The sequence below is a fragment of the Xanthomarina sp. F1114 genome (assembly GCF_026410255.1).
Classification (GTDB): Bacteria; Bacteroidota; Bacteroidia; order Flavobacteriales; family Flavobacteriaceae; genus Xanthomarina.
In genome coordinates this window covers 46,114-69,535 of the sequence record NZ_JAPMLL010000004.1, presented here as the reverse complement: position 1 = coordinate 69,535, position 23,422 = coordinate 46,114, and the positions used below count along the sequence as shown (strand labels likewise).

25 protein-coding genes are annotated in these 23,422 nt (G+C 31.1%); 12 read left to right on the top strand and 13 right to left on the bottom strand.

All coding sequences use genetic code 11. The features are described from left to right. Positions 1-30 precede the first annotated feature (30 nt). On the top strand, positions 31-1,953 hold the full coding sequence (locus OS188_RS04145) for a DUF349 domain-containing protein (protein ID WP_267147563.1): 1,923 nt from the start codon (positions 31-33) through the stop codon (positions 1,951-1,953). Positions 1,954-2,314: 361 nt separating this feature from the next. Here OS188_RS04145 and mazG read toward each other — a convergent pair whose 3' ends face one another. From mazG to ruvX, 5 genes are all read right to left on the bottom strand, one after another. Then, positions 2,315-3,088 (bottom strand): nucleoside triphosphate pyrophosphohydrolase, encoded by a 774-nt coding sequence (mazG, locus tag OS188_RS04140; protein ID WP_267147562.1) that lies wholly within the window; start codon positions 3,086-3,088, stop codon positions 2,315-2,317. A 144-nt stretch (positions 3,089-3,232) separates the two neighbouring features. Beyond that, the gene (locus OS188_RS04135; RefSeq protein ID WP_267147561.1) at positions 3,233-3,652 is read right to left on the bottom strand and encodes a DUF5606 family protein; all 420 of its coding nucleotides are present in this window, start codon (positions 3,650-3,652) and stop codon (positions 3,233-3,235) included. A gap of 53 nt (positions 3,653-3,705) precedes the next feature. Beyond that, positions 3,706-4,296 carry a peptide deformylase gene (gene def, locus OS188_RS04130; protein WP_267147560.1) on the bottom strand — a complete coding sequence of 197 codons (591 nt, stop codon included), beginning with the start codon at positions 4,294-4,296 and terminating at the stop codon, positions 3,706-3,708. 113 nt (positions 4,297-4,409) lie between these two features. After that, the gene (locus tag OS188_RS04125) at positions 4,410-4,643 is read right to left on the bottom strand and encodes a hypothetical protein (RefSeq protein ID WP_267147559.1); all 234 of its coding nucleotides are present in this window, start codon (positions 4,641-4,643) and stop codon (positions 4,410-4,412) included. Positions 4,644-4,885: 242 nt separating this feature from the next. Beyond that, positions 4,886-5,296: a Holliday junction resolvase RuvX gene (ruvX, locus tag OS188_RS04120; protein WP_267147558.1), complete on the bottom strand. Its 411-nt coding sequence runs from the start codon at positions 5,294-5,296 to the stop codon at positions 4,886-4,888. Positions 5,297-5,445: 149 nt separating this feature from the next. Here ruvX and OS188_RS04115 point away from each other — a divergent pair, with 149 nt between their 5' ends. Genes OS188_RS04115 through OS188_RS04105 form a run of 3 tightly spaced genes read left to right on the top strand, consistent with a single transcriptional unit; the run spans position 5,446 to position 8,123 of the window. Further along, positions 5,446-6,261, top strand: coding sequence for a 2,3,4,5-tetrahydropyridine-2,6-dicarboxylate N-succinyltransferase (locus OS188_RS04115; protein ID WP_267147557.1), 816 nt, complete (start codon positions 5,446-5,448; stop codon positions 6,259-6,261). 46 nt (positions 6,262-6,307) lie between these two features. Continuing rightward, positions 6,308-7,369, top strand: a complete 1,062-nt coding sequence (locus OS188_RS04110) for a glycosyltransferase family 9 protein (protein WP_267147556.1) — start codon at positions 6,308-6,310, stop codon at positions 7,367-7,369. A gap of 1 nt (position 7,370) precedes the next feature. Then, on the top strand, positions 7,371-8,123 hold the full coding sequence (locus tag OS188_RS04105; RefSeq protein ID WP_267147555.1) for a glycosyltransferase family 2 protein: 753 nt from the start codon (positions 7,371-7,373) through the stop codon (positions 8,121-8,123). Here OS188_RS04105 and OS188_RS04100 read toward each other — a convergent pair whose 3' ends face one another. Then, complete coding sequence (locus tag OS188_RS04100) at positions 8,124-8,888, bottom strand: lipopolysaccharide kinase InaA family protein (protein WP_267147554.1); 765 nt, start codon at positions 8,886-8,888, stop codon at positions 8,124-8,126. A gap of 91 nt (positions 8,889-8,979) precedes the next feature. Between OS188_RS04100 and OS188_RS04095 the strand changes: the two genes are divergently transcribed. Then, positions 8,980-10,056 (top strand): glycosyltransferase family 4 protein, encoded by a 1,077-nt coding sequence (locus tag OS188_RS04095; RefSeq protein WP_267147553.1) that lies wholly within the window; start codon positions 8,980-8,982, stop codon positions 10,054-10,056. Here OS188_RS04095 and OS188_RS04090 read toward each other — a convergent pair. After that, positions 10,045-10,911: a hypothetical protein gene (locus OS188_RS04090; protein ID WP_267147552.1), complete on the bottom strand. Its 867-nt coding sequence runs from the start codon at positions 10,909-10,911 to the stop codon at positions 10,045-10,047. The two genes, OS188_RS04095 and OS188_RS04090, sit on opposite strands and share 12 nt — an antisense overlap. Before the next feature lie 68 nt (positions 10,912-10,979). Between OS188_RS04090 and OS188_RS04085 the strand changes: the two genes are divergently transcribed. Continuing rightward, a complete protein-coding gene (locus tag OS188_RS04085; protein WP_267147551.1) occupies positions 10,980-11,972 on the top strand; it encodes a glycosyltransferase family 2 protein in 993 nt (330 codons plus the stop codon). Here OS188_RS04085 and OS188_RS04080 read toward each other — a convergent pair. From OS188_RS04080 to OS188_RS04060, 5 genes are all read right to left on the bottom strand, one after another. After that, on the bottom strand, positions 11,964-12,881 hold the full coding sequence (locus OS188_RS04080; protein ID WP_267147550.1) for a glycosyltransferase family 2 protein: 918 nt from the start codon (positions 12,879-12,881) through the stop codon (positions 11,964-11,966). The two genes, OS188_RS04085 and OS188_RS04080, sit on opposite strands and share 9 nt — an antisense overlap. Further along, a complete protein-coding gene (locus tag OS188_RS04075; protein ID WP_267147549.1) occupies positions 12,878-13,507 on the bottom strand; it encodes a NeuD/PglB/VioB family sugar acetyltransferase in 630 nt (209 codons plus the stop codon). The genes OS188_RS04080 and OS188_RS04075 overlap by 4 nt, the downstream gene beginning before the upstream one ends. Positions 13,508-13,770: 263 nt before the next feature. After that, complete coding sequence (locus tag OS188_RS04070) at positions 13,771-14,688, bottom strand: glycosyltransferase family 2 protein (protein ID WP_267147548.1); 918 nt, start codon at positions 14,686-14,688, stop codon at positions 13,771-13,773. After that, a complete protein-coding gene (locus OS188_RS04065; RefSeq protein ID WP_267147547.1) occupies positions 14,689-15,327 on the bottom strand; it encodes a PglD-related sugar-binding protein in 639 nt (212 codons plus the stop codon). 1 nt (position 15,328) lies between these two features. Continuing rightward, positions 15,329-16,408 carry a DegT/DnrJ/EryC1/StrS family aminotransferase gene (locus OS188_RS04060; protein ID WP_267147546.1) on the bottom strand — a complete coding sequence of 360 codons (1,080 nt, stop codon included), beginning with the start codon at positions 16,406-16,408 and terminating at the stop codon, positions 15,329-15,331. Between the two features lie 82 nt (positions 16,409-16,490). Between OS188_RS04060 and OS188_RS04055 the strand changes: the two genes are divergently transcribed. The 4 genes from OS188_RS04055 to OS188_RS04040 all read left to right on the top strand — a co-directional run bounded on the left by OS188_RS04055 (position 16,491) and on the right by OS188_RS04040 (position 20,279). Beyond that, the gene (locus OS188_RS04055) at positions 16,491-17,051 is read left to right on the top strand and encodes an L-threonylcarbamoyladenylate synthase (RefSeq protein ID WP_267147545.1); all 561 of its coding nucleotides are present in this window, start codon (positions 16,491-16,493) and stop codon (positions 17,049-17,051) included. 57 nt (positions 17,052-17,108) lie between these two features. After that, on the top strand, positions 17,109-18,527 hold the full coding sequence (locus tag OS188_RS04050; protein WP_267147544.1) for a CCA tRNA nucleotidyltransferase: 1,419 nt from the start codon (positions 17,109-17,111) through the stop codon (positions 18,525-18,527). 34 nt (positions 18,528-18,561) lie between these two features. Further along, positions 18,562-19,581, top strand: coding sequence for a COX15/CtaA family protein (locus OS188_RS04045; protein WP_267147543.1), 1,020 nt, complete (start codon positions 18,562-18,564; stop codon positions 19,579-19,581). Positions 19,582-19,760: 179 nt separating this feature from the next. Beyond that, on the top strand, positions 19,761-20,279 hold the full coding sequence (locus OS188_RS04040) for an IS1096 element passenger TnpR family protein (RefSeq protein ID WP_267147542.1): 519 nt from the start codon (positions 19,761-19,763) through the stop codon (positions 20,277-20,279). A 166-nt stretch (positions 20,280-20,445) separates the two neighbouring features. Here OS188_RS04040 and OS188_RS04035 read toward each other — a convergent pair whose 3' ends face one another. Further along, the gene (locus OS188_RS04035; RefSeq protein ID WP_267147541.1) at positions 20,446-21,507 is read right to left on the bottom strand and encodes a hypothetical protein; all 1,062 of its coding nucleotides are present in this window, start codon (positions 21,505-21,507) and stop codon (positions 20,446-20,448) included. A 124-nt stretch (positions 21,508-21,631) separates the two neighbouring features. Here OS188_RS04035 and OS188_RS04030 point away from each other — a divergent pair, with 124 nt between their 5' ends. Both OS188_RS04030 and OS188_RS04025 read left to right on the top strand, forming a co-directional pair. Beyond that, positions 21,632-22,528: an ABC transporter ATP-binding protein gene (locus OS188_RS04030; RefSeq protein WP_267147540.1), complete on the top strand. Its 897-nt coding sequence runs from the start codon at positions 21,632-21,634 to the stop codon at positions 22,526-22,528. Between the two features lie 44 nt (positions 22,529-22,572). Continuing rightward, positions 22,573-23,397, top strand: coding sequence for an ABC transporter permease (locus OS188_RS04025; RefSeq protein ID WP_267147539.1), 825 nt, complete (start codon positions 22,573-22,575; stop codon positions 23,395-23,397). Positions 23,398-23,422 lie beyond the last annotated feature (25 nt).

Genomic DNA, 23,422 nt, shown 5'->3' with positions numbered 1-23,422 from the left:
ACTATTTTTACGAACTATAACATTTTAAAGATGTCAGAGCAAGATAACCTGCAAGAAGCAGACGGAAAGAAAGAAGTAACAGCTTCAGTAGAAAACAACGAAGATTCTACAACAACAAAACACGAAAATTTAGATAAACCTGAAGATACAGAAACCGACGATAAGGTGATTTCTGAAATTGAAGAATCTAATGCTGAAGATGCTGAAGACGAAGGTAATATAGATAGACATAGCATAGAGAAAAAAGACTATGAAAAAATGTCTTTAGATGCCTTGGCAGACGAGCTGGAAAATTTGGTGAAAAACCAAAAAGTTCAAGCGATAAAAACTCATGTAGAAGAAATTAGAAGCGAATTTAAATCCAAATTTAGTTCTCTTTTAGACGAAAAGAAAGAAGAGTTTTTAAATGAAGGCGGGAACGAAATCGACTTTTTCTACTCCAATCCTACTCAAAAAAGATATAAAGATGCCATAAAGGAATATCGTTCTAACCTAAATGCACATTATAAAGGTTTAGAAAAAAGTTTAAAAGACAATTTAGCCGAGCGTTTAGAAATAATTGAAGAAATTAAAGGTTTAATTAATGTTGAAGAAAACATTAATACCACCTATAAGCATTTTAAAGATTTACAGGAAAGATGGCGTAAAGCTGGTCCTATTCCTAGAGACAAATACAATAATGCATGGAATAGTTACCACCATCATGTGGAGATTTTTTACGACTTTTTACACCTAAATAGAGATTTACGTGACTTAGATTTCAAGCATAATTTAGAACAAAAAACTAAAATTATCGAGCGCGCTGAAGAATTAGCCCAAGACGATAATCACAATAGAGCTTTTAGAGAATTACAGGTCTTACATAAAATGTGGAAAGAAGAACTTGGTCCTGTCGATAAAGAACATCGAGAAGGTATTTGGAAGCGTTTTAAAGCAGCTACAAAAAAAATTCACGACAAACGCCAAGTATATTTTGATCAACTAGATATTGAATTCGAGAAAAACCTAGAGAATAAAAAGATTATTATAGAAAAAATAACTATTATAGGTGATAAAGGTGCTAAAACGCACAGCGAATGGCAAAAGAAAATTAAAGAAGTTGAAGCTTTAAGAAACGAATTTTTTGAGGCTGGAAAAGTTCCAATTAAAGTAAATGAAGCGACTTGGGCTTCTTTTAAAACTGCTGTTAGAAAATTTAATAAGAAGAAAAACTCTTATTATAAAGACTTAAAGAAGGATCAATACGATAACCTTCAGAAAAAACAGGAGTTAATTAAAATTGCAGAAGACAATAAGGATAGTGACGATTTCGAGGCAACTACGCCTTTAATGAAAAAAATTCAAAGCGACTGGAAGAAGATTGGACACGTGCCAAGAAAAAATAGCGATAAAATCTGGAACCAGTTTAAAGCAGCTTGTAACCATTATTTCGATAGGCTACATGCAGCTAAAAACGAAGCTAATAAAGAAGAAATAGAAGCTTACGAAGCAAAAGTAAAATTACTTGAAGAAATAAAGAGTTTAGAGTTTTCTGGCAACAAAGAAACCGATTTAGAAACCATTAAGATACATATAGAAAAATGGAAAGCTATTGGCAATGTGCCTTCCAACAAAAGATATATTGAAGGAAAATTAAATAAAACTCTAGATGTATCTTTTAAAAGCTTAAAATTAAACAAAACTGAGGCTGAGCTGATTAAATTCGACAACAAGTTGGAGACTTTAAACAATGCTGAAGATTCAAGACATTTAGATAACGAGCGTTCGTTTATAAGTAAAAAAATAAATGAGGTTAAAAGCGAAATCAATCAGTTAGAAAATAATTTACAGTTCTTTACTAATGTAGATGAAAGTAATCCATTGGTTAAGGATGTTATTGACAATGTAAAAAAACAGAAAGAAGCTTTAGAACTTTGGAAAACGAAACTAAGAAAGATTAAAGAGTTGTATTAGATTTATTATTAGAACAGAACATTCTATGAATTTTCAAAATAGCTTAAAAACATTAAATCCTATTTATCGAATACGTTTAAAACTTATTCTTAAATAGGATTTAATCTAACTAAACTAACTAAACAGTTATTTTTTTCCCAACAAAAAAATAACCTACTTATTTTTTGAATGGCTCTCTAAAAGGTAAGAATTTAAGCTATTAATCTACTACTTATGAAATAAAAGTAGCCATTCAATTATTATATATACGCACAGATTATTCTTTTGGATTACGAGAAGTGAGAAATTTTACATTTTTTTAACTTCTTCCTGATTTTTAAATCAATTTATTTAAAAATATCAGGTTTAATAGTTAATGTTTTCAGGACTGTTTTGCTTCTTCCCAAAACACATCCATTTCAGATAGAGTCATGTCTTTTATATCTTTATTTAAAGACTTTGCCTTAGTTTCCAAATACTGAAACCGTTTGGAAAATTTTTTATTCGTTCTTTCTAGCGCATTTTCAGGATTAATTTTTAAGAATCTGGCATAGTTAACCAAAGAAAATAAGACATCGCCAAATTCGTCTTCCATAGAATCCATATTGCCATTTTTAACCTCTTGTTTAAATTCACTCAGCTCCTCCTCTACTTTTTCCCACACCTGATTTGGTTCTTCCCAGTCAAAACCTACTCCTGCAACCTTATCTTGAATTCTATTAGCTTTTACCAAAGCAGGTAAACTTTTTGGAACACCTTCTAATACGCTAGATTTTCCTTCCTTTAGTTTTAGTTCTTCCCAATTACGTTTAACATCTTCTTCATTTTCAACAACAACATCGCTATAAATATGTGGATGTCTATGTATTAACTTATCGCAAATAGTATTACACACATCTGCTATATCAAAGTCTTTGGTTTCACTACCAATTTTCGAATAAAATACAATATGCAACAAAACATCTCCTAATTCTTTTTTTACTTCCTCTAAATCCTGATCCAAAATTGCATCGCCCAATTCGTAAGTTTCTTCAATAGTAAGATGTCTCAAACTTTCCATTGTTTGTTTTTTATCCCATGGACATTGTTCGCGCAACTCGTCCATAATGGTTAATAAACGATCGAACGCTTTTAATTGATTTTCTCTAGAATTCATCTGTGTGGATTTTTATTACCTGGTAAGCTAATAAGTTACAGGTATAAAATTACAATTTTTAAAAGGAATGCTTTTCAATATAAAACAAAAAAATCCAGCCAATTAAGCTAGATTTATTTGTTATTTATATTTAAAATAAACGGTTTATTCTTCTTCGTCTGAAGCATTTGTAGCCGCTTCAAAATCTAGCATATCGTGTTTGTGTAGTAAATTGTACCACTGCACCACTTTCTTAATATCACTAGCGTATACACGATCTTCATCGTAGTCTGGTAATACCTCAAAGAAATACTCTTCTAGTTTGTCCTTACTATCTTTATGACTAATAGGAGTTGTGTTTCCATTCTCTTTTTCTTTGATCTTACTAAAAACCTCACGTAAAGGAACTTCTTCAGTTAGAGTATAAATCGCTATTTCGCTTAATACACTCACATTTTGATGAATATTTACAGACAATCTTTTTTTATCTAATAAAGATTCTGCAATAAAACCACCACGCGTTTGTGTAATTAATTTATATAATCCCGGTTTTCCAGATATGGCCAATACTTTTTCTAAACTCATAATTAATTTTTAAGGAGGGCAAATATGCTAAGTTTGTTATTTTAAAGCAAATATTATCGTTTCTTTTTTTGATTAGGAAAGCGCATTCTATAATCTACATTAATCTTCCCTTTAGAAATGTTTGTTAATTTTCCTTTTATTAAACGCTTTTTTAAGGTAGACAGTTTGTCTGTAAACAAAATACCTTCTATATGGTCGTATTCATGTTGAATAACACGAGCAATTAAACCATCGAAGCTTTCTGTTTGTTTTTTAAAATTTTCATCTTGATACTCAATAGTAATTGAAGGTTTTCTAAAAACATCTTCTCTAACATCTGGAATACTTAAACAACCTTCATTAAAAGGCCACTCGTCGCCTTCTTCTTGAGTTATTTTTGCATTAATAAATGTGCGTTTAAAATCTTTTAATACAGCTTTTTCTTCAGGAGTCAAATTCTCATCTTCTGCAAACGGCGCAGTATCTACAATAAATAATCTTATAGGTAATCCAACTTGAGGAGCAGCTAAACCAACTCCAAAAGCGCCATCCATGGTCTCGTACATGTTCTCTATAAGCTCACTTAATTTTGGGTAGTCTTTAGTGATCTCTTCTCCATATTTCTTTAAAACAGGATCTCCGTAAGCTACAATAGGTAATATCATTTTGTTCTTTTTGAAAATTCTTTGCAAAAATACAATCTTTAATTTAGATACATAAAAAAACTCCCCTTATAAAAGAGGAGTTTTTAATTTATATCTAATGATGGATTAAATATTTAACAAATTTTACTTTTATCAGCAATAAAAAACAAATCTACTTCTCCTTTCAATTTGGAATTTATTTTGGTGTTTAAAATGTCTTTCTTCTTAGCGGCTAATTCTGTATCTGTATTAGACAAACTAATTAATAAAAATGCTTCAGAAGTATTATATGTCCCAACTTCTTCTTGAGCATTCATTTGAAAAACAGATAAAAAGGTAATAAAAATTAAGGTTACAAAAAATTTCATGTTCTACAGTATTAATTAATAGCAAAACAAATATAACTTCACAAAACGCTTTAAAAAGAATAAACTTGTTGAAACCCAGTGTAAAATCGATAATATGATAAAGACCTTTATTTTATCGATAAACGTACTACTTATAATCCTTTACAATTGATTTTTATCGATTGGCAAGCAATAAACTATTTTAAAAACCACTTATTTATAAAAAAACAAAAGCAATAAGATGAACTTGAAATCTAAATTATTTATTTAGAATACAAGTAATTTTGAAGAATTAATGTTGCGCTAATCTGATCTACTAAGGATTTATTTTTACGTTTTTTCTTAGATAGTCCACTATCAATCATTGTTTGAAAAGCCATTTTTGAAGTAAATCGTTCATCCACACGTTTTATAGGAATATCTGGAATAGCTTTTTCAAGTTTTTCCAAAAAAGGAATTATAAGAGCTTCACTTTCAGATGGAGTATTATTCATTTGTTTTGGTTCTCCCACTAAAAACAACTCCACAGATTCTGTTTTAATATAATCTTCTAAAAAACTGATAAGCTCTTTGGTATCAACCGTTGTCAATCCAGATGCTATTATTTGAAGTTCGTCTGTAATAGCTATTCCTGTTCTAACTTTTCCGTAATCTATTGCAAGTATGCGTCCCATAGATGACAAAGTTACTATTAAAAACGAAACTCTTTAAGGAAAACCTGGTATTTAAAGAGAATCAGTTATAAGGAATTCAATTATAACTTTATCTTTGTGAAAAGAGCAGAAATCTTAGATTTAGATTTTCAATTTTTAGTAAACTAATTATGAAACAACTACAACAAATAATAGAAAACGCGTGGGACAATCGCGAATTATTAACCGATAAAGTAACTATTGATAGCATTAGAAATGTTGTTGATTTAATTGACGAAGGAACTCTTCGTGTAGCTGAGCCAACAAAAGATGGCTGGCAAGTTAATGAATGGGTAAAAAAAGCAGTGGTGCTATATTTCCCAATTCAAAAAATGGAAACTTTTGAAGTAGGTATTTTTGAATATCACGATAAAATCCCATTAAAAACTGGTTATAAAGACAAAGGCATTCGTGTAGTACCGCATGCTGTTGCGCGTCATGGTGCATATATTTCTAAGGGTGTTATTTTAATGCCAAGTTATGTAAATATTGGTGCGTATGTAGATGAAGGAACCATGGTAGATACATGGGCTACCGTTGGAAGTTGTGCACAAATTGGTAAGAATGTACATCTTTCTGGAGGTGTAGGAATTGGTGGTGTTTTAGAACCACTTCAAGCAGCTCCAGTAATTATTGAAGATGGTGCTTTTATTGGTTCTCGTTGTATTGTGGTTGAAGGGGTACGCGTAGAAAAAGAAGCTGTTTTAGGAGCAAATGTCGTATTAACTATGAGTACCAAAATTATAGATGTAACAGGAGACGAACCAGTAGAAACCAAAGGTGTAGTTCCAGCTCGTTCTGTAGTAATTCCTGGAAGTTATACTAAAAAGTTTAAGGCTGGCGAATTTCAAGTTCCGTGTGCGCTAATTATAGGTAAACGCAAAGAAAGTACGGATAAAAAAACATCTTTAAACGATGCCTTACGTGAATATGATGTAGCCGTTTAACTAATTTTTAGTTTAAGTTAGCATTAAATAAAATTATAACTCGCATTTGAAAATATTAGTTATACAACAAAAAATGATTGGAGATGTGCTTACATCAAGTGTCTTATTTGAGGCCTTACGTGAGCGCTACCCAAAGGCGCAATTGGATTATTTAATCAATTCGCATACTATGCCAGTTGTTGAAAACAATCCTTTTATTGATGAGTTTATACTTTTTACACCAGAAACAGAGAAAAGTAAAAAGGAGCTTTGGAATTTAGCGCAGTCAATAAGTAAAAGAGATTATAACGTTATCATTGATGTATATTCTAAATTATCTAGCAATCTGATTACCGCCTTATCCGGTGCAAAAACTAAAATTTCGTATTATAAATATTATAGTTCTTTTATATATACGCACAATATAAAACGAGATAAACAAACAAACGAAACTTGTGGTTTGGCCATTGTAAACAGATTACAGTTGTTAGAACCTTTAAACATTCACATTCAATCTGCTAAACCTAAAATATATTTAACTTCAGAAGAATCAGAAACGAGTAAACAATTTCTAATTTCCAACGGTATTAATCTTGAAAAAGCACTTATTATGATTAGTGTTTTAGGTAGTGGCACCAATAAAACCTATCCGTTTGACTATATGTCTCAGGTAATTGACCAGATTATTGCCACCACCAATGGGCAAATTTTATTCAATTATATCCCGAAGCAAGAAGCAGAAGCTAAGGCTATCTTTAACTTGTGTAAACCTGAAACCCAAACTCATATTTATATGAATCTTTTTGGTAAAAGCCTGAGAGAATTTTTAGCCCTCACCGCTCATTGTCATGCCTTAATTGGAAACGAAGGTGGCGCAGTAAATATGGCAAAAGCACTAAATATAAAAACCTTTACTATTTTTTCAACTTGGATTGATAAAGACACCTGGAATATTTTTGAAGAAAAAAATATAAATGAATCTGTTCACCTAAAAGATTATAAGCCTAAATTATATAGTGGAAAAACAGAGAAAGACGTGAAGCCACAGGCCATGGAATTGTATCAGGAATTTACACCAAATTTATTTGAATCTAAGTTGGACAGGTTTCTAAAAACTATAAACCGATAATATGGAAAAACTAACTGCCATTATTCTTACAAAAGATGAGATTCATAATATTGAATCGGTAGTTGCATCTGTACATTTTGCAGATGAAATTATTGTGGTTGATAGTTTTAGTTCCGATGGGACTTTTGAAAAAGCAAAAAGCTTAAATACAACTGTAATTCAGCGTGAATTTAGTTACCACGCTGAGCAAAAAAACTGGATCATTCCTCAAGCAAAACATGATTGGGTATTGATTGTTGATGCCGATGAACGCGTAACTCCAGAATTACAAACAGAAATAATTGATATTATAAATACCAAACAAAAACATGTCGCATTTTGGATTGGAAGAATCAATCATTTTATGGGCAAACGCGTAAACTATAGCGGTTGGCGTAATGATAAAGTGATTCGTTTATTTAAAAGAGATTTCTGTAAGTACGATGATAAGTTGGTTCACGAAGAAATGGTGGCAGACGGTTCTATTGGCTTTCTTAAAAACAAACTTTACCACAATACTTACACCACAATAGATGCCTATATTGAAAAAATGAATCGGTATGCCACTAAACAAGCTGAAGAATATGATAAAAAAACAGGCAAACTAACAGCTTATCATTTTGTTATAAAACCTTTTTGGGGATTTTTTAAACACTATTTTGTACAAAGCGGATTTAGAGATGGCGTCGTCGGACTAACCATTGGTACTATTCAAGCTTATGTGGTATTTATGCGTTATGTTAAACTTTGGTTATTACGTAGAAATTTAAAGTAATTATTTCTTCTGTCTCCAAAACAAGATTTTATTTTTGATACGTCTTTTTCTATGAAAGCGCTCTTGAAAAGCTTCTGTTTCCTCCCACATCAAATTAAAAACCCGATTATAATCATAGCCACCTAATTTGGCATATTCATCGCTCATAATCTCTACCATAGATTTATGAATGGTTAACCGAGCAAAGTTTTTAATACGAGTTTCAAAATCCAGATCGCCAAACTCCATTCGGTTTAAGTCTACCAAAAAGAATTTATATTTTCCATTATTCAATTGAATTAAAGTATTTCCTGGCGAATGGTCTAAAAAATTCACACCAGCTTCATGAAGTCCATAAGTAAAACGTGTAAAAGCTCGTAAAATAGCTTCGTGATTAGGCATATTAAAATCGAATGTCAATTCTCGATAGGTTAAATCGTATGGCAAATGCTCACTAATATAGTAGCTTTTCTTGAATAATAATGGCGTTTTATACTCATAATACGCAATAGGTTGCGGAGTTCCTATTCCTAAATCTAATAGACGATTAGCATATTCAAAAGAACGTTGAGCCTTGCTTTTTCTAAAAAACCGATACGCAATCTGATTGATCATATTTGGAATTTTAAAAGATTTCACATTGATTGTCAGCCCATTTAAATTGTATAATTTAAGCGAGTTCCTATCTTGATTTCCAAAGTTTTCACCAGTCGTTTCGTAATTTTCAATATAGCTTGTAAGCTGTTGCTTATCCTTTTGAAACGCCTTATGCACGGTATAATTCATACTACAATATTACAATATTTATTTTGTTTTAATTATGAATAAAATTAGCAGTTCTTTCACAAATTATATAATTTGCACAAAAGCTTTTAGTATGCGCACAATTTGTTTGGAGTCTCATAATATTGATAATTTATTCTTCGGTTTTGGGCAATTTAATTATCATTTAATAAAAGGATTCCATAATAATCAAGAGCTTTTAAAAGCTTTAGATGTTGAAATTACCCTAATCAGTAAGTATCCAGAGAAATTGGAAGCAGAATTCGGATACACGTTCTCCTATAAAAAATATAATTCTCTACAACGTAACAAACTCTTCAGAATTAGGAAGCCTTACGATTTATGGCATTCTTTAAATCAGAATACAAAAGTTGAACCTTATAAAAGCATTCCATATTTATTGACCGTTCACGATGTAAACTTTATGGAAGAATTATCTGGGAAAGCATTAAACAAACGTGTTAAACTCTTTAATAACAAATTAAAACGCAGTCATGCTATTACCTATATTTCTGAATATGCAAAAACCATGACCCACAGGTATTTTAAAGTACCTAATATTCCTGAATATGTTATATATAATGGAAGTTCTAAACCCATTGAAACACCCAAAAGCCACAAACCTCAACTACTGCCACAAGGTGATTTTATTTTTACCATAGGTGAAGTTTTAGAGAAAAAGAATTTCCATACTTTAGTTGAAATGCTTGCGCATTTACCAAATCTAAACTTAATTATTTCCGGAAAAAACACCACAGATTACGCTAAAAATATACTTAAAACAGTTGACGAGTTACAACTTGAAAACCGAGTGTTTTTAACTGGAAAAATAAGTGAAGCTGATAAAGCTTATTATCTAGAAAACTGTTATGCATTTTGCTTTCCATCTTTACGTGAAGGGTTTGGAATCCCTCCTATTGAAGCTATGCAATATGGAAAACCTGTTTTCTTATCGAATAAAAGTTCCCTTCCTGAAGTAGGTGGAAAATACGCATTTTATTGGAAACATTTTGAACCTAAATATATGGCAGATATTTTACAGAACGGGATGAAAATTTACAATGAAAACCCAGAAGGCTACAAGGCCAAATTACAGCAGCATGCCAATTCTTATTCCTGGGACGACACGGCGAAACAATATTTAAAAGTGTACGAAAGTTTACTTAAATAAATGTTTGAACCATTGTCCGAAATTCTTTTTAGCAATAAAAAACTTAGAAGGCATAATCCCATCTAAATTAATGTTTTTACGAATTTCTTCAATAGTATTCCCTTCACAAAACTCCAAATGTTTCCATTTTTCTGGTTCTATATAAAAGAAATTTTCTCGTTCTTTATAATTGGATTTATTTGTTGTTCGCCATTTTTCTAAAAAGGTTTCTTTGTCCTGAACTTCTATATTATGTCCCCAATTATCCAGTTTTAAAACCAATTCCGCTTCATCTCTAGCAATACTTTCATGAAGTAGAATATTTTGTGTATAAACAATACGCTTACGGGTATTTCTTGCTACTTTATAGTTTGGATAGTTTGTGGCAATAACTCCACGCGTTGGTTCTTTTATAAACAAAACACCATTATCTGTGTACTTATACAAATTGATTAAAAATGCAGCAATTTGAATATTGTTTTTTTCAGGATTGTCTAAATAACTATCATAGCGTCTTAAATCTTTTACATAATTGGCAAAATCTACAAAATACTCATCGCTATCAATTTGCACCAACCAATTACCAATGCCCATTTTTAATGACAACATGTGTCGCTCGCGATTATCGTTTTCTATAGCAATTAAATTTTCATCATAAAAATCGTCTTTATATAGTTGAATCTTATTATCAACATCAAAAGTATCTAACCATTTAAAGAAAGTAGGATCCACATCAAATGTTTCTCCAGACCACGTTCTGTTTTTATGATCCATAGCAATAAAAATAGCATCCGCTTCCTGATATACGGGAGGAATAGACTTCTTTAGTTTATCGTAATCATAAGACAATAAAAAACCGACGTGAATTTTTTTCATAGATTATTTTTTTACAAATATAGCTTATGACACATAAATAACTACTTTTGTTATTAAAATTGTCCAAAATGCCTCTATTAACTGTAATAATGCCTGTTTATAATGGCGAAAAATTTCTGAAAGAATCTATTGACAGCATCTTGAGTCAAACCTTTTCAGATTTTATATTATTGGTTTTAAACGACAATTCTTCTGATGCTACAGCAGAAATTTTAGATAATTATAAAAAGCAAGATTCCCGGGTTTTAGTAATTACAAAAACCAAAAATGAAGGTCCAGCAAATTTACGGAATGAAGGTATTGAAAAGGCCAAAACGGAATTTATAGCCCTGCTTGATGCGGATGACATAGCCTTACCTACACGTCTTGAAAAACAGTTGGATTATTTAAAAGCACAGCCAGAAGTGGGTGTTTGTGGCACATGGTTTACATTTTTTGGAACCAAAAGTAAAACAGTAAAACACGAAGTATCTCATGAAGCTTTAAAAGTTCAATTTTTACATAGTTGCGGGATTGGAAACCCTACGGTAATGTTCCGGAAATCTGTTTTAGGAAATCTACGTTTTGAACATCAATATGTACCAGCAGAAGATTATGGCTTGTGGAGTCAATTAATTCATAAAACGCAATTTCATAATCTTCCAGAATCATTATTAAAATACCGTTGGCACGATGAAAATATTAGTCAGACAAAAGAAGCTAATCTTCGAAAATCTGAAGTACTGATTAAAACCAAACAATTAGAACATTTAAACATTCAGCCATCGGATCCTAATCTATTATTCTACATTAATGCCGTTTCATTACAACGAAAACAAGCAACAAACACTATTATAAAAACTATACAAGCTGCTGCTGATTTATTAGAACGCAATAAGAAATTAAAAATTTATAATCAGCAGTTATTTGAAACACACATAAATAGAACAATTATCCGTAGTATTAGGAATGCTTCCAATTACAATCGTGAATTTTATAAGTATATAAAATCTGAGTCGGGCTTTTTTAATGTACTCAAAACAACTGATAAGGTTGCACTCTACTTCAAGTGTTTATTTTAAAAATTGATGTTTTAAAAGTCGTTTATAATATTTAAACTTTGTTTTTAAACCAGCTTCCTGAAAATAGGTTTCCATAAAGTCTAATTGAATTTTAGATAACTCTTCGCCTGAATTTTTTAACTTTAAAACCTCAAAAGCAGTTGCATTTCCTAAAGATTTAATGACTTTCTTAATATTTGCTGTTTTAGATTCTGGAATAGCATCTGAGGCTTCTTTCACATTTAAATAGGAAGAATAATTCTTAAAAAAATCTGATTGTAAAGAATAAACTCCGCCTTCATGGACCCGATAAACAGCAGATTCAAAATCCATAAAAACCCCACTCCCTTTTTGTAATAATACTATGTACAACGAGTTGTCTTTTGAATATTTAAAAGATTTTAAAAGCTCTAAATTTAAAGCTTCTTTCTTAAATACAGCCGTTAAAGTTAAGGTGCAATATGGAGAAAAGATATTGTTATAATTAATGCGTGTATTTTCTTCTTTATGTTTCCATTGATTAGATAGAAAACCAGACCCATTAAATATTTTATAATTGGTCCAGGAGATGACATAATCCGGATTTGACTCTAAAAAATCAACTTGTTTTTGAAGTTTTAATGGATCTGTCCAATAATCGTCCCCTTCGCATAAAGCAATATATTTTCCTTTAGCTTGAGGAAAGCTATAATGCCACCAAGGCATAATATGTTGTGAATATTTATTTTCTGTTTGAAGAATTAATTTAATACGGGGGTCTTTTTCTGCATGTTTTTTTAAAATGGCTTGGGTTCCATCTGTAGATGCATCATCATGAATCTGAATTTCAATAGGAAAAGTTGTTTTTTGAAGATAAAAACCTTCCAAAGTTTTCTCTACATATTTTTCCTGATTAAATGTAGTACAACAAATAGTCAATACTGGTTTCATTCGGTCTTATTTTTTGTTTTACCAGGAACACCAATAATTGTGTCTTCATTTAAGCAATTTTTTACAACCACTGCTCCTGCTCCTACTGTAACGTTATCACCTAGAATTACATTTGGCAAAATAACAGCTCCCGAGCCAATACTACAATTGTTTCCAATTTTAACTCTTCCTAATATTTTAGCACCTGGAGAAACATCACAATAATCTCCAATAACAACATCATGATGTAGATACGCACCAACGTTTATTAAGCAACCTGAACCTATTTGCACATTATTACTAATAAAAACAAAAGGCATAATATTACACCCCTTACCTATATTTACATCTAAACTACCAATTGCTGCTTGGTTTGAAATTACAGTTTTATAAATACCACCCGCTTTTACAAATTTTTCCACCATTTGTCTGCGTAATATAGGCCCACCAATAGCTGAAACAAAACGTGGATTTAAACTAAAATCAATCTCGGAAAAATTGTGAAGAATTAGATATTCCCCTAGAAAAAGATGCTCTTCTGGCTTTGTAAAATCGTCAAAAAAAGTAAAATTTATGTCTTCATTAGCTGTTTCATTTAAAACAACCAATAAGTCTTTGGCATGACCTTTTGCTCCTAGTACAATCATTTATATGATATTAATAGTGTTATTTATTTCTATAACTTGCAATTTATTCGAACTCAGAATTCAAGTTTATACAAAATATTAAATTTCAAATATTCTAAAAATACCACATCTCTAGAAGTAGGCAAATTAAGAAAATTTATGATATTATGAATAAAATATTAAAGACGATAGGTTGGATAAATGCTAGAAATTTTCAGAAAACAGCATTTAATTCAAATTAATCAAGGATAAAGATTAAAGACAAGATATTGCTTACGGAAAATTCATTTCAAAAACTTTAATTTAATAAGGCGTTTGTAGTATTTAAATTTTGTCTTAAAATCTGCATTTTTAAAATACGATTCCATAAAATCTAATTGATAGTTGGCAAGTTCTTCTCCTGTATTTTTTAGTTTTAGAACTTCAAATGCAGTTGCTTTTTCTAAGGTATCAATTACATTTACAATATTTTTAGTTTTCGATTCAGGAACAGCATCTGTAACCTCCTTAAGGTTTAGGTACGATGAATAGTTCTTAAAAAAGTCAGATTGTAAAGAGTAAACACCGCCTTCGTGCACCCGATAAACAGCCGATTCAAAATCCATAAAAACACCTTTCCCATTTTTTAACAGTGCTACATATAAAGAGTTATCTTTAAAGTGTTTTAAGGATTTTAACAAGTCTAAATCTAAGGCTTCCGTTTTAAAAACACTTGTTAAAGTATATGTACAATAGGGTGAAAACAAATTGTTAAAATCAATTGTTGTATTTTTTTCTGTGTGATTAAAACTATTTTCGACAAATGTTTTACCATTATAAACTTTATAATTGGTCCAGGCAATGACATAATCTTGATTTGCCTCTAAAAAATCTACTTGTTTTTGAAGTTTTAAAGGATCCGTCCAATAATCGTCCCCTTCACATAAGGCTATATACTTTCCGTTAGCTTCCGAAAACAAATGATTAGGCCAAATTTTTATATTTTGAGAATACTGATTTTCAGTTTGAAGAATAGTTTTAATTCTATTGTCTTTTTCAGCAAAAGATTGAATAATTCTGGCGGTATTATCGGTAGAAGCATCGTCGTGAATAATAATCTCAATCGGGAAGTCTGTTTTCTGATTTAAAAAACCAGTTATTGTTTCTTCAATATATTCCTCTTGATTGTACGCGGTACAGCAAATGCTTAATAAGGGTTTCATCTATTTTGCTACTTTAAGTTTTTTAGCTGGATTTCCAACCAACAAACAATTATCCGGGAAGGATTTGGTAACATTGGCTTTTCCTCCAACAATACAGTCATTACCAAGAGTTAACCTTAATGGCAAAATAAGTGAGTTCATTCCAAATAAAACACGATCTCCAATAATACAATAAGAACCAACCATAGCTATGGAAGACATATAACACGCATTTCCTAATTTAGCGTGATGGGCAACCAAACTATTAAAGTCTACAACACAGTCGTTACCAAGTACAACTTGGGTGCTTATTTTTGAGGACATATGAATAAAACATCCAACACCTAATTTAGCTGACGGACTGATAACAGCGTATGGATGAATAAGGTTTGGAGTAATACCACCTTTATCGCGAATTTTATTTGCCAAAGTTTGTCTAATAGTATTATCTCCCATTGTAACGGCAAAATTTTTCCCTCTAATATCTTGCTGTAAAAGATTTTCTGTAGTATCCGTTACTTTAACACCTAAAACGGTTTCGCCCACACGATCAGTATTATAATGGTAAAGTCCTTTCACATCATAATCGCAATCACGTGCTAATTCAATAATAACTTCGGTATAATTTCCTACACCCAATAAATATATTTCTTTTTTCAATTTAATTTAAGCTTTTATGGATTACACGACAAATCTGTAATACATCTTCTTCCTTCAAATCGTAATATAACGGCAAACATAATATTCGCTTGGAAAGTGATTCTGAAATTGGCATAGCCTCACCATTTAAATACGGTATGGTATTTAAAGATGGGTAAAAATAACGTCTTGGAAAAATAGATGCTTCACTTAGATTGTCTTTAGCATGTAACAAATCATTTTCAGAAGGAAAAACAACTGGAAAATACGCACAATTATAGGAAGCGTCTTTTGTTATTTTTTGAAACTGTAATTGATTCAATACTTTTAAATTTTCTATATATACGTTATATAAACGGTGTCTGCGCTTTAATATTTCAAAAAAATGTGGAAAAACGGCCAATCCCATGGCGGCCTGAAGCTCACTCATTTTAGCATTAATCCCCATTCCATAAAAGTCTTCTGGTCCATTATGTCCAAAATTATGTTGATAATATAAGGTTTTATAAAGCTCTGAGTTTGTAGTAAACATAGCTCCACCTTCACCGGTATGGAAAATTTTAGTAGCATGAAAGCTGCAAGTACTAACATCTCCAAAGTTAAAAATACTTTTACCTTGATATTCTACACCAAAACAATGAGCAGCATCATAAATAACTTTTAAGTTGTGTTTTTTGGCAATTAAATCAATTGCATCCATTTCACAAGGATTACCAAAAACATGTGTCGCTAAAATCCCAGTTGTTTTAGAGGTTATTTTAGCTTCAATTTTTGCTGGATCAATATTAAACGAATCTGCATCAATATCTACAAAAACAGGCTTACAACCTTCCCACGCAATGGCAGAAGAGGTGGCTATATAACTAAAAGGTGTTGTTAAAATTTCCCCTGTAAGTCCCAATGCTTTAATAGCAATTTGCAACGGCAAAGTCCCGTTAGTTGTTGCTATCATATGAGGGATTTTAAAGGTTTCCTTAATATTCTGTTCTAATTCAAGAACTAAATCGCCTCTATTTGTAATCCAATGTTTATCCCAAGATTTTTTTAGTAGCGCACTATAATCTTCCTGTTTGGGTAAAAATGTTTTGGTAACATATATCATAGAATCGCTGTATATTGGGTTTTAGTGGCAAATTACAAATATAATTTGTTTACTATTGGTTACCAATTATTATTTTTGCTGAATGAAAGACGAATTACACCAAGCTTTAACCGTTTTAAAACAAGGTGGCCTCATTCTTTATCCTACAGATACAGTTTGGGGAATTGGATGTGATGCCACAAATGCTGAAGCTGTAGAAAAAATCTATAAGTTAAAACAACGTAATGATAGTAAAGCATTAATTTGTTTGGTAGCTGACGATAGAATGCTAAGTAAATACATAAAAAAAATTCCAGATGCAGCGTTCGACTTAATGGATATTGAAAATAATCCAATTACTATTATCTACGACGAGCCCAAGAATTTAGCTCAAAACTTAATTGCACAAGATAACACCATTGCTATAAGAATTCCAGATAGTGATTTTTGCTTTCAGTTACTCCGAAAATTTAATGGAGCTATTGTTTCTACATCCGCCAATATAAGCGGACAACCAACGCCAAAATCATTCAAAGAAATACATCAAGACATTTTAAAAGGTGTGGACTATGTTGTAAATTTGCCTGATGAAAAAATAGGAGCTAAACCATCATCAATTATTAAATTAAGTAATGATGGAAAAGTACAAATTATAAGAAAATAATACTTCAAAATTCGAACACTAAGTTAGCATTGGAATTTGAATACTGGAATTTAATAAATGAATTACAAACAAGCATTAACGCATCCAATCTTTAAGGTTATCTCCCAATCGGCAAAAGAGCTACAACTTGATACTTATGTTATTGGTGGATTTGTTCGCGATTATATCTTACAACGTGGTTCTGCAAAAGACATTGATATTGTTGCAATTGGCTCAGGAATCGAATTAGCTAAACAAGTTGCTAAAAACCTGCCAAACAAACCAAAAGTTCAAGTTTTTAAAACCTACGGAACAGCTATGTTGCGTTTTGAAGATATTGAAATAGAATTTGTTGGTGCAAGAAAAGAGAGCTATAACGAAAATAGCAGAAATCCTATAGTTGAAAATGGCACGCTTGAAGATGATCAAAATCGTCGAGATTTTACTATTAATGCTTTAGCTATAGATCTATCTCTAGAAAATTTTGGAGAACTACTTGACCCTTTTAATGGCATTCAAGATTTAAAAGACGCCATTATTCGCACACCTCTAAGTCCGGATATAACGTATAGCGACGATCCATTACGAATGATGCGTGCTATTCGTTTTGCTTCCCAATTAGATTTTAAAATTGAAGAGGAATCCTTAAAAGCTATTTCAAGGAATAAAGAGCGAATAAATATAATTACTAAGGAACGTATTGTAGTAGAATTAAATAAAATTATAGAAAGTCCTAAACCTTCTATCGGTTTTATATTACTTGAAAAAACTGGATTATTAAGTTATATACTACCTGAATTAACTGCTTTAAAAGGTATTGACGAAATTGAAGGACAGAGACATAAGGATAACTTTTATCACACCTTAGAAGTAGTAGATAATATTAGTAAAAACACAGATAATCTCTGGTTACGTTGGGCCGCTTTGTTACACGATATAGGAAAAGCACCTACTAAAAAGTTTCATAAAAAAATTGGATGGACCTTTCACGGACATGAATTTAAGGGTTCCAAAATGGTATATCAGTTATTTAAGCGCTTAAAAATGCCATTAAATGAAAAAATGAAGTTTGTCCAAAAAATGGTTCTTATGAGTTCGAGACCAATTGTTTTAGCAGAAGATATGGTAACAGACTCTGCTGTAAGGCGTTTGGTTTTTGATGCAGGAGATTATGTAGAAGATTTAATGCTTCTTTGTGAAGCAGATATCACTACTAAAAACCCAAAGAGATTTAAAAAATACCATAACAACTTTAAAATAGTAAGAAAAAAAATAGTAGAAGTTGAAGAACGCGATCAAATAAGAAATTTTCAACCCCCAATCTCTGGAGAGGTAATTATGGAAACATTTAATTTAAAACCTTGTAGAGAAATAGGAGCTATCAAGGAAGTAATTAAAGAAGCCATCTTGGAAGGAGATATTCCTAATGAATATGAAGCTGCCTATCAACTCATGCTAAAGGAAGGAGAACGTTTAGGGTTAAAAGCGAGTAAGTAGTATTCAATAAATAAATTTTAAAACAGGTGTATTCGTGGTAAAACAAAAAGATAATAAAAAAGTAATCTACTGGCTTTTAACAGGCTGTGTATTAATCTTCATTATGGTAGTTGTAGGAGGTATTACCAGATTAACAGATTCTGGTTTATCAATTTCAAATTATAAATTAATAACAGGAACCATTCCTCCTCTAAATGAGGCTCAATGGCAAGAAGAATTTGAATTGTACCAGCAATTTCCAGAGTATCAAAAACTACATTATCATTTTACCTTAGAAGATTTTAAAGGTATTTATTTCTGGGAATGGCTTCATAGAGTTATAGGAAGAGTTATTGGTCTCGTTTTTATTATTCCTTTTATATATTTCTTAGTCACCAAGCAACTCACAAAAAAAACTATAAAAAAAAGTATCGTGCTTTTGATACTTGGAGGTTTCCAAGGATTTTTAGGTTGGTATATGGTAAAAAGTGGATTGGTAGATAGACCAGATGTCAGTCATTTTAGATTGGCAGCACATTTAACCACTGCCTTTTTAACCTTTGCTGCAACTTTATGGGTTGCTTTAGATTTAATATTTCCTCAGAAAAAGCAAGTAGATAAAAAGTTTAGAAATCTAGTAATTGTTGGATATCTTGTATTAGTTCTACAAATTATTTATGGCGCATTTGTGGCTGGATTGAAAGCTGGTTTATTACATAATCATTGGCCTTTTATGAACGAAGGAAAGTTTATGCACCATACCGTTTATATCTTAGAACCTTTTTATAAAAACTTAATAGAAAACCCAAGTGGTATCCAGTTTATACACAGAACATTCGCCTATATTGTAGTTGCTTTAATTTTAGTTATTTGGTTTCAAGGCAAGAAATTACCGCGTACAAAATATCAGAATATAGCTTTGGACTCCTTGTTTATATTGGTTTTTGTGCAGTTTGTTTTAGGTGTTTTCACCATTATTTATCAAGTACCACTGTGGTTAGGTGTAGCCCATCAAGTAGGAGCTTTTTTACTACTATCTGCTATGACTTTCACCTTACATCGCTTTAGTAAGTAAATATTAATGTCTTAAGTTTTAAATATATATTTTGTAATTAGAGTTAGAGGTTATTAAACAAAATCTTATCTTTGCAAACCATTTTTTTGTTTACAGAATAACACAAATTTAAAGCTTTAACAAGGCAACTGTATCAATTTATTATTAAGATAAAACTTAATAACTCAACAACAGAAATCATGATTTACAGATTTAGAATTATACTAGACCACGACTCTGAAGGAGATATTTTTAGAGATATTGAAATTCGTGAAACAGACACTTTAGAAGATTTACACAATAGCATTACCCAATCTTTTGGGTTTGATGGATCGGAAATGGCTTCTTTTTATGTAAGTGATGATGAATGGAATCAAGGCGAGGAAATCTCTTTATTTGATTTGAGTGAAGCTTCAAATGAAGTGAAATTAATGGGAAACACACCTATTAACGAAGTGACCCACGAAGACAAAACAAAGTTGATATATATTTACGACTTTTTAAGTATGTGGACATTTTTAGTGGAACTGGCAGAAATTGTTGACGAAGCCGAAGGGACAGATTACCCAAATTTAATGTTTGTTCACGGACAAATTCCAGATCAAGCTCCAGAAAAATCTTTCGAAGCTGAAAATTTAGATGAGTATAACGACGAGTTTGATGACGACTTCGACTTAGATGATTATGATAATCTGAATTTTGATGAAAATTGGAATTAATTTATAATCAGTTTTGATTGTTATAATTGGATAACAAAATAACCCGTATGATGTCCCTAGCGGGACAACTAATTCAGAACACATCCATTGGCTTCTTAACAACATATTGTTCTTCGCGAAGCAACATAAAAATGGACTTTAAAAAAATGAAACATTCCTTTATATTCTAATAGAAATTTTTCATGTTAACATCTTCGTAGTTTCTTTTTACAAAATCGAGAGCATATTTTAGAATATCTCCCATTGTTTTACAATTCTTAAAATTTATATCCGAAGCAAATTCAAAAATCTCACCTCTTAATTGTTTTACATTTTCTGGGGTAGAAATAGTGTCGTCAAGCATACATGCTATTAATTGCTCGATTCTATCGTTATAACTTATTAAGCGTTTTGCCATTATGGAACGTTCTTCCAATTTGTATTGATCAATAGATTCTGCCTGGAATTTTTGAGTAACTAATTCTACCATTTTGTAGTTTTCTTTAAAAAACTGAGGTTTGTAAATATTAAACTTCCCTTCGTAACATTGTTGGTCAAAATCGATAGCACGAATCTTATAAACAACATGGTCAAAATCGTGAGTTGGAACAATCACATAATTATAAGATCTCATGTCTCCAAGCAGTCTAATTGTACAACGTTCGTTAAACTTAACAAACTCTTTAGCAATTTGAGACTTCTCCATAGCATTGCAGTTTGGTAACATGGTTTTTATAAACTCGTCCCCAGGTATTCCCGCTATATGTTCTTCAATTAAAGTGTCCTTATGTACTAAAAAATTCAAATTATACGGAGATAACATATGCTCTAATTCCAACCCATAAACACGAGATGCATCCGCTTTTTTTACATAAAAATACGTGTAGTTATCATTTAAAACATTTCTAACCTTTACTCGAAAAGGTTTCGAATTTCCAAAAGTGCAATAATCTATAGCATCAACAGTTAAAAAAGGAATTGTCTTTTCGTTTCCATCAGAGTGCAAAATGGTATATACCTTTTTTAAACTTAAATCAATTTCCTGGCGTTCAAATTCATTATAATACACACGAACCCATAAAGTATCTTCTTCATGTTTATCATAAACAACAACAGATCCTTGAAAACGCAATAAATCGTCGTAAAATATTGGCAATCTAATATTCCTGTTATATTCCGTGAGATATTGATGCAATTTAGGACTAACTGGATAAGATGGCTTTTTTTTTGATATTTTTAAATCTTCCATAGAAAAACGAATTCTTCAAATTTAAGTTTTTATTTTTATCAATGTAACAATTTATAAAAACACTCGTCGTATATATATCAATTAAAACTAAAGCTAGTTTCTTAAACCATCAAAAACCAACAATTTGGAACCCATTCTTACAATTAATAATCTTAGCAAAAAATTTGGTTCGCTAACAGCCGTCAACGACCTATCTTTCACCATAAATAAAGGCAACGTATATGGAATTCTTGGGCCAAACGGAAGTGGAAAATCCACCACTTTAGGCATTGTTTTAAATGTAGTAAATAAAACCTCTGGTACTTTTAAATGGTTTAATGGAACTGTTACAACACATAATGCACTTAAAAGAGTTGGCGCTATAATTGAGCGCCCTAATTTTTATCCTTATATGACAGCTGCTCAAAACCTTAAGTTAGTCTGTAAAATAAAAGAGGTCGACTACTCTAAAATAGACGAAAAATTAGAAATAGTAAATTTATTAGATAGGAAGAATCATAAGTTTAGTACTTTTTCTTTAGGAATGAAACAACGATTAGCTATTGCTTCTGCTCTATTAAACGATCCAGAAATCTTAATTTTAGACGAACCAACAAATGGTCTGGATCCACAAGGAATTCATCAAATTAGAGAAATAATCAAGGAAATTGCCAATAAGGGAACCACCATTCTTTTAGCTTCACATTTATTAGATGAAGTTGAAAAAGTATGCTCGCATGTAGTTGTTTTAAATAAAGGTGTTAAACTTTACTCCGGACGTGTGGACGAAATGATTTCAAGCCATGGTTTTTTCGAGTTGAAAAGTGAAAATCAAAAAGAACTTTTAGACTACTTAGAATTGAATCCAGACTTTGGAAAGGTAAAAGTAGAGAATCAGTTAATTACTGCCTTTTTAAACGAGCCAATGGATGCCGTAACTTTTAACAAACTTATGTTTGAAAAAGGAATTTACTTATCGCATTTAGTAAAACGCAAACAAAGCCTAGAAGAGCAATTTTTACAACTTACTGACAAGCTTTAATTTATTAAATTACACAGACCAACCTCAGCAATAAAACCACTTTCATGTTAAGACTTTTAAATCTAGAATTACAAAAACTGCTTTTAAATAGAACTAGCAAAATATTAATATTTGTTTCTTTTGTATTGCCTTTTACAGTTTTAATTCTTTCATCTATAAAAATAAATTTCTTTGGTTTTTTTACTTTAGAATTAGGAGAATTAGGCATTTTTAATTTTCCAATTATCTGGCATATTACAACGTTTTTCGCCTCGCAATTCAAATTTTTCTTTGCTATTGTTGTGGTAAGCATGATTGGGAATGAATACAGTAATAAAACCTTAAAACAAAACCTTATAGATGGTTTAAGTAAAAAAGAGTTTATTCTTTCTAAATTTTACACCATTGTTTTCTTCTCACTAATTGCAACATTTTTAATTGCAGTAGCTTCGCTTTTTATTGGATTATACTATTCTAGTTATACAGAAGCCGCAATCATATTTAGAGAAACCGATTTTATAATAGCTTATTTTGTTAAGCTGATTGGTTTTTTTAGTTTGTGTCTGTTTTTTGGCATGCTAGTAAAACGCTCTGCTTTTGCTTTAGCCTTTTTATTTATTTTATATATTTTAGAATGGATTGCTTTCGGGCTCATTTCCTGGCAAGCCAATATGGATATTGCTGGTAAAATTCAAGCTTTTTTCCCATTAAAATCTATGTATAATCTCATAGACCAGCCTTTTCAAAGAATTATGATGACTAAATTTCCTGAAAAGGGAGATTTAATGTACGACTATGGTGTGCACTGGTATGAAATTGCCATTGTATTAGGTTGGACTGCTATATTTGTCTTTTTATCCTATAGATTATTAAAAAAGCGTGATTTATAATACCTTTGTTAGCTATGTCTAGCTA

Excerpts from the sequence above, each read along its gene's own strand:
- OS188_RS04145 (WP_267147563.1), top strand. The coding sequence starts at position 31 with ATGTCAGAGCAAGATAACCTGCAAGAAGCAGACGGAAAGAAAGAAGTA.
- mazG (WP_267147562.1), bottom strand. The coding sequence starts at position 3,088 with ATGAATTCTAGAGAAAATCAATTAAAAGCGTTCGATCGTTTATTAACC.
- OS188_RS04135 (WP_267147561.1), bottom strand. The coding sequence starts at position 3,652 with ATGAGTTTAGAAAAAGTATTGGCCATATCTGGAAAACCGGGATTATAT.
- def (WP_267147560.1), bottom strand. The coding sequence starts at position 4,296 with ATGATATTACCTATTGTAGCTTACGGAGATCCTGTTTTAAAGAAATAT.
- OS188_RS04125 (WP_267147559.1), bottom strand. The coding sequence starts at position 4,643 with ATGAAATTTTTTGTAACCTTAATTTTTATTACCTTTTTATCTGTTTTT.
- ruvX (WP_267147558.1), bottom strand. The coding sequence starts at position 5,296 with ATGGGACGCATACTTGCAATAGATTACGGAAAAGTTAGAACAGGAATA.
- OS188_RS04115 (WP_267147557.1), top strand. The coding sequence starts at position 5,446 with ATGAAACAACTACAACAAATAATAGAAAACGCGTGGGACAATCGCGAA.
- OS188_RS04105 (WP_267147555.1), top strand. The coding sequence starts at position 7,371 with ATGGAAAAACTAACTGCCATTATTCTTACAAAAGATGAGATTCATAAT.
- OS188_RS04100 (WP_267147554.1), bottom strand. The coding sequence starts at position 8,888 with ATGAATTATACCGTGCATAAGGCGTTTCAAAAGGATAAGCAACAGCTT.
- OS188_RS04095 (WP_267147553.1), top strand. The coding sequence starts at position 8,980 with ATGCGCACAATTTGTTTGGAGTCTCATAATATTGATAATTTATTCTTC.
- OS188_RS04090 (WP_267147552.1), bottom strand. The coding sequence starts at position 10,911 with ATGAAAAAAATTCACGTCGGTTTTTTATTGTCTTATGATTACGATAAA.
- OS188_RS04085 (WP_267147551.1), top strand. The coding sequence starts at position 10,980 with ATGCCTCTATTAACTGTAATAATGCCTGTTTATAATGGCGAAAAATTT.
- OS188_RS04080 (WP_267147550.1), bottom strand. The coding sequence starts at position 12,881 with ATGAAACCAGTATTGACTATTTGTTGTACTACATTTAATCAGGAAAAA.
- OS188_RS04075 (WP_267147549.1), bottom strand. The coding sequence starts at position 13,507 with ATGATTGTACTAGGAGCAAAAGGTCATGCCAAAGACTTATTGGTTGTT.
- OS188_RS04070 (WP_267147548.1), bottom strand. The coding sequence starts at position 14,688 with ATGAAACCCTTATTAAGCATTTGCTGTACCGCGTACAATCAAGAGGAA.
- OS188_RS04060 (WP_267147546.1), bottom strand. The coding sequence starts at position 16,408 with ATGATATATGTTACCAAAACATTTTTACCCAAACAGGAAGATTATAGT.
- OS188_RS04055 (WP_267147545.1), top strand. The coding sequence starts at position 16,491 with ATGAAAGACGAATTACACCAAGCTTTAACCGTTTTAAAACAAGGTGGC.
- OS188_RS04050 (WP_267147544.1), top strand. The coding sequence starts at position 17,109 with ATGAATTACAAACAAGCATTAACGCATCCAATCTTTAAGGTTATCTCC.
- OS188_RS04040 (WP_267147542.1), top strand. The coding sequence starts at position 19,761 with ATGATTTACAGATTTAGAATTATACTAGACCACGACTCTGAAGGAGAT.
- OS188_RS04035 (WP_267147541.1), bottom strand. The coding sequence starts at position 21,507 with ATGGAAGATTTAAAAATATCAAAAAAAAAGCCATCTTATCCAGTTAGT.
- OS188_RS04025 (WP_267147539.1), top strand. The coding sequence starts at position 22,573 with ATGTTAAGACTTTTAAATCTAGAATTACAAAAACTGCTTTTAAATAGA.